The organism is Campylobacter sp. TTU_617 (assembly GCF_016599045.1).
Taxonomy (GTDB): domain Bacteria; phylum Campylobacterota; class Campylobacteria; order Campylobacterales; family Campylobacteraceae; genus Campylobacter_D.
The window spans coordinates 1-7,949 of record NZ_JAENKV010000025.1 but is presented as its reverse complement, the minus strand read 5'-3'; the positions used below and the strand labels follow the sequence as shown (position 1 = coordinate 7,949).

General features: G+C 29.3%; 6 protein-coding genes. 4 read left to right on the top strand and 2 right to left on the bottom strand.

Features of this window, described 5'->3' with window-relative positions; all coding sequences use genetic code 11:
• The 4 genes from GQV94_RS07460 to GQV94_RS07445 form a co-directional block, all read left to right on the top strand.
• Positions 1-121, top strand: a 121-nt coding sequence (locus tag GQV94_RS07460; RefSeq protein WP_267904836.1) for a Rid family hydrolase, incomplete at its 5' end; no start/stop codon positions are given.
• Between the two features lie 167 nt (positions 122-288).
• Positions 289-2,106 (top strand): motility associated factor glycosyltransferase family protein, encoded by a 1,818-nt coding sequence (locus tag GQV94_RS07455; protein WP_200170425.1) that lies wholly within the window; start codon positions 289-291, stop codon positions 2,104-2,106.
• Between the two features lie 132 nt (positions 2,107-2,238).
• Positions 2,239-3,963 (top strand): flagellin A, encoded by a 1,725-nt coding sequence (locus GQV94_RS07450; protein ID WP_200170424.1) that lies wholly within the window; start codon positions 2,239-2,241, stop codon positions 3,961-3,963.
• Between the two features lie 149 nt (positions 3,964-4,112).
• A complete protein-coding gene (locus GQV94_RS07445; RefSeq protein ID WP_200170423.1) occupies positions 4,113-5,843 on the top strand; it encodes a flagellin A in 1,731 nt (576 codons plus the stop codon).
• 90 nt (positions 5,844-5,933) lie between these two features.
• On the opposite strand, the gene GQV94_RS07440 is transcribed toward GQV94_RS07445, so the two are convergent.
• Together GQV94_RS07440 and GQV94_RS07845 are read right to left on the bottom strand one after the other, a co-directional pair.
• Positions 5,934-7,841 (bottom strand): motility associated factor glycosyltransferase family protein, encoded by a 1,908-nt coding sequence (locus GQV94_RS07440; RefSeq protein ID WP_200170422.1) that lies wholly within the window; start codon positions 7,839-7,841, stop codon positions 5,934-5,936.
• Positions 7,823-7,949, bottom strand: a 127-nt coding sequence (locus tag GQV94_RS07845; RefSeq protein WP_234126472.1) for a hypothetical protein, incomplete at its 5' end; no start/stop codon positions are given. The genes GQV94_RS07845 and GQV94_RS07440, both read right to left, overlap by 19 nt.

Here is a 7,949-nt window from a genome sequence, read left to right as displayed (position 1 = left end):
TTTTAATGAAGTATATTCAAGCTTTTTTAAAGCTCCTTATCCTGCAAGAAGTGCTTTTGCTGTAAAAGATCTACCAAAAAATGCTTTGGTTGAAATTGAAGTTATAGCGGTTAAAAATTAATTCTAGGATTTTCCTAGAATTTTAAACCAAACAATATAACAAAACTTATTTAAAAAAATTCATCCAAAAACTTATAATCAAAAATAATCTATTATTTTAAATAAAATTTAAAATAAAAATGTAAAATTCTAAAATGATACAAAAACCATAAATCATCAAGGTATAAAATGAATTCTATCTTAGAAAAAAATATCAAAGCTCTAGCATCTGGAGTTAATGAACCTTTGGCTTTAAAATTGCAAAATTATAAAAAATCGCAACGTTTTGTTTTAAATAATAAATTTAATATTTATGATAAAAATTTTGAAACTTTTATTTATGATAATGATTTTATAAGTGAAGAGCTAAATTGCTCTTTTGATAATTTTTTAGCCCAAACTAAACACTATCCTTTTATTTGTTTTTATGGTATAGCTAATGCTCTTTTGATTAAAAATTTAGCTCCATATTATAAAAGAATTTTTGTTTTTGAAAGTGAAATTGAACTTTTACATCTAGCACTTAGCATTTTGGATTTAAGCGAAGAATTAAGTAGTGGCAAAATTCATCTTTTAGATATCACAGAAGAAAAAGTAAATATCCAGTTTTTAATCCTTTTTGATATGAAAGGTGTTTTTGAATATTTAAATTTATTTGAACTTTTTCCTATCAATTCTTATTATAAAAAATTTCATAATGAAACCTATCAACAAACTTTAAATTTTGCCTTAGCAAATATTACTTTACTTATTAGAAATTTACATTATAAATTAGATGTTCCTTTTTTAGTTTATGACAATATACTTTGTAATATCCCCACAATGTTAGAAAATATTCCTTTTCAAAGACTTATAGCTCAAAGAAAAAATGCCTTTGATACAGCCATAGTAGTTTCAGCAGGACCTTCACTTACTAAACAACTTCCTTTACTTAAAAAATATCAAAATAAAGTTTTTATTTTTTGTGCTGATGGAGCTTTAAACATCTTGCTTAAAGAAGACATTAAACCTGATTATGTAACAAATTTAGATTATGATGATTTAACATTAAAATTCTATAAAGAACAAGATGATAGAATTTTAAATGTATTAGCTATTGGAACAAATCATAATGTCGCAAGGAAAATTTCAAATAAAATTATTATCTTAAGAGATGATCCTTTCTATAAAAATTTAGGTCTTAATGATTTTGGCTATATAGATACAGGAACTCATGTAAGTCATTTCTCTTATACTCTAGCTCTTGCCTTAGGATTTAAAAATATTATTATGATAGGACAAGATTTAGCTTATGATGAGAAAGGAAATTCGCATTCTGAAAATTTTGCTTTTGGAAGCGAATTTGAAAAAGAAAGCCATATAGAAAGAAATTATTGCACAGCATATGGAGGAAAAGGAGAAGTTTTAACTCACGTGCTTTGGAATGATTATCGTATCAAATTAGAATACCTTTTTGCTTGCAATAAAGAAGTAAATTTTTATAATGCCACAGAAGGTGGAGCAAGAATAAATTTTACCAAAGAAGTATCTTTTAAAAATGCTTGCGAAACTTTACTTCATAAAGAAAAACCTAAATTTGAAAATTTAAAACCCTTAACTAAAAATAGAAGTGCTAAACTCATTGCTAAATTCTTTGAAAAATTAAAACAAGATAAAGAAACTTGTGAAAATTTATTAAATGATGCTAAAGTTTTAAAAGATGCATTAGATAATATCTTAAGTAAAGATATTATTTTACCTTTAGAATTTTTACAAAATGTTCATAAAAATATAAGTAGTTTTAATGAAATATTAAATAATAGTGCATTTTTAGAAGATTCAATAGGCAAGGCTTTAATCTTTAATAGAGGTTTTAATATGTCTAAAGTTTTAAAAATGCACTTAAATGATGAAAGAGAACATTTATATCAACTCATTTTAGCTTATAAAGAATTTCTTACATTTTTTATACAAAATTTAAAAACTAAATATGAAATTATACAAAAATATAATCATCAAACAAGCTAATAATAAAGCTAAACTAAAAATTGAAATTAATATTTAAAAAAATTTCAAAAAAATATAAAAAAAATTTTTAGCTTTACGATATAGCTTTTGACAATCGCATGAGGTGATTGAATTTATTTAAAAGGATTTAAAATGGGATTTCGTATTAATACAAACGTTGCAGCACTTAATGCTAAAGCAAACTCTGATCTTAACGCTAAAAGTTTAGATCAATCATTGGCAAGACTTAGCTCAGGTCTTAGAATCAACTCAGCTGCTGATGATGCTTCAGGTATGGCGATCGCTGATTCTTTAAGATCTCAAGCAAACACTTTAGGTCAAGCTATTTCAAATGGTAACGATGCTTTAGGTATCCTACAAACTGCTGATAAAGCTATGGATGAGCAACTTAAAATTTTAGATACTATCAAAGTTAAAGCTACTCAAGCTGCTCAAGATGGTCAAAGTGAAAAAACAAGAACTATGCTTCAAGCAGATATTAACCGCTTGATGGAAGAACTTGATAATATCGCAAATACAACTTCATTTAACGGAAAACAACTCTTAAGTGGAAATTTCATCAATCAAGAATTCCAAATCGGTGCAAGCTCAAATCAAACTGTTAAAGCTACTATTGGTGCAACCCAATCAAGTAAAATCGGTGTGACAAGATTTGAAACAGGTACTAGAATTACTGCTAGCGGAAGCGTTGGAATGGTTATTAAAAATTACAATGGTATTGATGATTTTAAATTTAAAGATGTTGTTATTTCAACTTCAGTAGGAACAGGTCTTGGAGCTTTAGCTGAAGAGATAAACAAATACGCTGATAAAACAGGTGTTAGAGCAAGCTATAAAGTTGAAACTAATGGAATGGCTGCAGTAAAAGCAGGCCAAACATCATCTGATTTTGCTATCAATGGAGTAGTTATAGGAACTGTTGCTTATAAAGATGGGGATGAAAATGGTGCCTTAGTTGCAGCTATAAATTCTAAAAAAGATACTACAGGAGTTGAAGCTTCACTTGATAGTGAAGGAAAACTTCTTTTAACTTCAGCAGATGGACGCGGTATTAAAATAGAAGGTAGCATAGGAGCTGGTGCTTTTATAAATTCTAATATGAAAGAAAACTACGGACGCTTATCTTTAGTGAAAAACGATGGCAAAGACATTCTTATCTCAGGAACTAATCTTGATTCTGCTGGATTTGGAACAGGTCAAATTGTTTCTCAAGCTTCAGTATCTTTAAGAGAATCAAAAGGTCAAATTGATGCTAATGTAGCTGATGCTATGGGCTTTGGTAGTATTAATGCAGGATTAATATTAGGAAGCTTCTCATCTGTAACTGCTTATATGTCAAGTGAAGGAAGTGGATTTTCTGCAGGAAGTGGTTATTCTGTAGGAAGTGGTAAAAATTACTCTGCCTCTTTATCTGGTGCTGGCGTAATTGCTATCTCGGCAGCTTCTCAGCTTTCAGCTATATATAATGTTTCTGCTGGAAGTGGTTTCTCAAGTGGTTCTACTATGTCTCAGTTTGCTACTTTTAAAGCAAGTGTAATGGGTGTTACAAATGAAACTGCAGGGGTTACTACACTTAAAGGTGCTATGGCTGTTATGGATATAGCTGAAACCGCTATTGCAAATCTTGATCAAATTCGTGCAGATCTAGGTTCAGTTCAAAATCAATTAACTTCAACCATCAACAACATAACAGTTACTCAAGTTAATGTGAAATCAGCTGAATCACAAATTAGAGATGTGGATTTTGCAAGTGAGAGTGCAAACTACTCTAAAGCAAATATCTTAGCTCAAAGTGGATCTTATGCTATGGCACAAGCTAATGCTAGCCAACAAAATGTATTAAGATTGTTACAATAATACGAATCTAAGTTTGGGAAAAATTGTTCCCAAACTTTTCAAATCTTTCTTCATTTCTTAAATCTTAATTCTTTTTTAAACTAAAAAATTTATTGGAACACTTATTGCTTTATCCTTTTGAACAATATTTTTGAAAGGATTTAAAAAAAATGGGTTTTAGGATAAACACAAATATAGGAGCATTAAATGCTCATGCCAATTCAGTTGTCAATGCTACAGAGCTTGATAAATCTTTAAGTCGTTTAAGTTCTGGTCTTAGGATCAACTCAGCCGCTGATGATGCTTCAGGTATGGCGATCGCTGATAGTTTAAGATCTCAAGCAGCAACTTTAGGCCAAGCTATCAATAATGGCAATGATGCTATTGGTATCTTACAAACCGCTGATAAAGCTATGGATGAGCAACTTAAAATTTTAGATACTATCAAAGTTAAAGCTACTCAAGCTGCCCAAGATGGTCAAAGTCAAAAAACAAGAACTATGCTTCAAGCAGATATTAACCGCTTGATGGAAGAACTTGATAATATCGCAAATACAACTTCATTTAACGGAAAACAACTCTTAAGTGGAAACTTCATCAATCAAGAATTTCAAATCGGTGCTAATTCAAATCAAACTATCAAAGCAAGTATAGGGCCAACTCAATCAAGTAAAATCGGTGTAACAAGATTTGAAACAGGAGGAAGGATCACTTCTAGTGGTGAAGTTCAATTTACTCTTAAAAATTATAATGGTTTAGAAGATTTTCAATTTCAAAAAATTAAAATCTCAACTTCAGTAGGAACAGGTCTTGGAGCTTTGGCTGAAGAGATAAACAAATACGCTGATAAAACAGGTGTTAGAGCAAGTTTTAAAGTTGAAACTAATGGTATGGCAACTGTAAAAGCTAGTTCTACTTCTGAAGATTTCTCAATCAATGGGGTAAGAATTGGTCAAATTCAATATAAAGATGGCGATGAAAATGGTGCTTTAGTTTCAGCTATCAATTCAGTAAAAGATACCACAGGAGTTGAAGCTTCACTTGATAGCGAAGGAAAACTTCTTTTAAGCTCAAGAGATGGACGCGGTATTAAAATAGAAGGTAGCATAGGAGCTGGTGCTTTTATAAGTCCTAATATGAAAGAAAATTATGGGCGTTTATCTTTAGTAAAAAATGATGGAAAAGATATCAATATAATAGGAACTGGTCTTTCTCACGCAGGTTTTGGAGCCTCTCAATTTATCTCTCAAGCTTCAGTATCCCTAAGAGAATCAAAAGGGCAAATTGATCCTCAAATAGCTGATGCTATGGGCTTTGGTAGTGTTAATAAAGGAACAATTTTAGCTGGATATTCATCTATAACTGCTTATATGTCAAGTGAAGGAAGTGGATTTTCTGCAGGAAGTGGTTATTCTGTAGGAAGTGGTAAAAATTACTCTGCCTCTTTATCTGGTGCTGGCATAGTTGCTATCTCGGCAGCTTCTCAACTTTCAGCTGTATATAATGTTTCTGCTGGAAGTGGTTTTTCAAGTGGTTCAGGCTTATCGCAATTTGCTACTATGAAAGTAAGTGCAGGAGCTTTTGATGTTTCACCAGAAAGTGCAGGAGTTACAACCCTTAAAGGTGCTATGGCTGTTATGGATATAGCTGAAACTGCTATTGCTAATCTTGATCAAATTCGTGCTGATATTGGTTCGGTTCAAAATCAACTTCAAGTAACTATTAATAATATCACAGTTACCCAAGTTAATGTTAAATCAGCTGAATCAACTATAAGAGATGTGGATTTTGCTGCAGAAAGTGCAAATTTTTCTAAATATAATATCCTAGCACAAAGTGGATCTTATGCTATGTCACAAGCTAATGCTGTGCAACAAAATGTATTAAAACTTTTACAATAATTTATAATAATTTTCTAGCTTAAAAAACTCTCAAGCTAGAAATATTAATCTTAAAAAATTTATATTGCTTGTAAAAAAACTAAAGTTTTTTTAAATTAAATTCTTTTTTTCTAATATATCTTGTAAAGGAATAATAGCTTGTTTTAATCTTTGATTTTGAACACCAAAAATATCAATAATATCTTCAAGCCAGCTTTCATGAGAATATATCCAAGCTAAAAGTTTATTTTGCTTATCACTTTCATTGCTTACATTTTGCACATATAATTTTGAAGATAATAGATTATGATGATACAGTAAAGATGAAAGTACATTACTAAGATGAATATATTTTTTCTTATTTAATTTTTCTTTAATTAAATCAAGCTCATCTACAAGCTCATTTAAGCTGTATTTACCTTTGGAAGTATAAATAAATTTTTTAATACGCTTATCAATTTTTTTGCAATGTTTTAAAAAATTTTCTCCCATCGTAATACTTTTTTTAACTCTTTTGTAATTCTCTAGCATTAGATGATTTCTTTGCTCTTTACTAGGATTTTTAAGTTTTACTAAAGGCTTTTTAAGCTCTTTGGTAAAAAACTCTTCACAAACTTCTTTAAAAGGTTTTTCTATACTTCCTTCTATCCTTGCTCCACCTTCTGTACAATTATAAATCTTAGCATAAGAATTAGCAGCACAAAAATTTTCAAAAATTTGTTTAAATAAAATCCACACTTTAGAACTTTGAACTATGCCTTTGCCTCCATAAGCCATAGTGGTATAACGGTTAAAATCTCTTTCATAATCTCCTATATGATAATCATCGTGAATAAAACCTTTTGAATGATGACTTCCATCTTTAGCATAGGCTAGATCTTGACCTATTAAAATAATATTTTTAAATCCTAATCTTAAGGCCAACTCACAAGCCATATGCGATACACTCATACCTCCACCTATATATCCAAAAGAAGACAAATCAAGATAATTAGTATAAGTAGAAGCTCTTGCTATAAGCATATATTTTCTATGATTTTTTTCTAAATAATCTATAGTTTTTTTACTCACCACAGAAGCTAAAATAAAAAGTATATCTTTATCAAAATCTCCAAAATCATTATTAAAACACTCACTTACTATCTCATCACGCTCTAGCATACAAACATAATCAGGCTTAATATCCTCTTTAGCTAATATTGCATAAGCGCTATCAGCACAAAAAATAATGGCTTTGTTTTGATATTTTTTAAGTAAAGGAAGTTGTTTAGTAAGCGAAGGTCCTGTCCCTACTATAATAGCACTTGCTTTATTTTTATTAAATCTTTTTTGTTTCAATTCATCATAACTTGGATGAGTAAAAACTTTTGGCAAATTATAGATAGCTTGTTCTATACCTATCATAGTATCTTTTGGATCATTTCCTTGTCTTAAGGCAATATTAGTAATAGCTTTCATAAGAAGATCATTCATTTTTTCAATATCTTCTTTATAATATTTTTCATAAAATTCACAAGTAATTTTTAAATCATAAAGCTTAAAAGAAATATTAATTTGTGGTAAAGAACAAAGAATATCAGCTTTAACATAATCCATTTCTTTACTATGCATTATGATAAATCTTCCTTGTCTTAACTCTAAATCAAAATCTATCCAATGAAAAACAAGATAAATAATTTCAAGTTCTGCTTCAAAAACAATTATTCTTTTATGTAAATCATTTTGTAAAAGTGCTTTAAAAAATATACCGTTTCCTAAGCCATAAAAGAAAAAAAAAGGATATCTTGCAAATTCTTTAAAAGTTTTTATTTTATCTTCAAGCTCTTCTTTTGGATTTTTAAAAATAGTTTTTAAATCACTTTTTCTTGTTATATTTATATCTAATGGATCCTTATTTAAAAAATAATTAAATTTTTTAAGTTCTTTGATATTTTGTAATTTCTTTTTAAGGTCTATATAATTAGATCCCACTAAAGCATCTATATTTTTTTTAAAAAGATCTATTTTTGCCCCATCCATTTTTCAAGTCCCCTTTTATATAACTCTTCTTCTAAAGGCTTAATGTTTTTTATTAAAGCAAGTTCAAGTGCATTAATATGTGCATATATCATTTTAAGCCATTCTAAA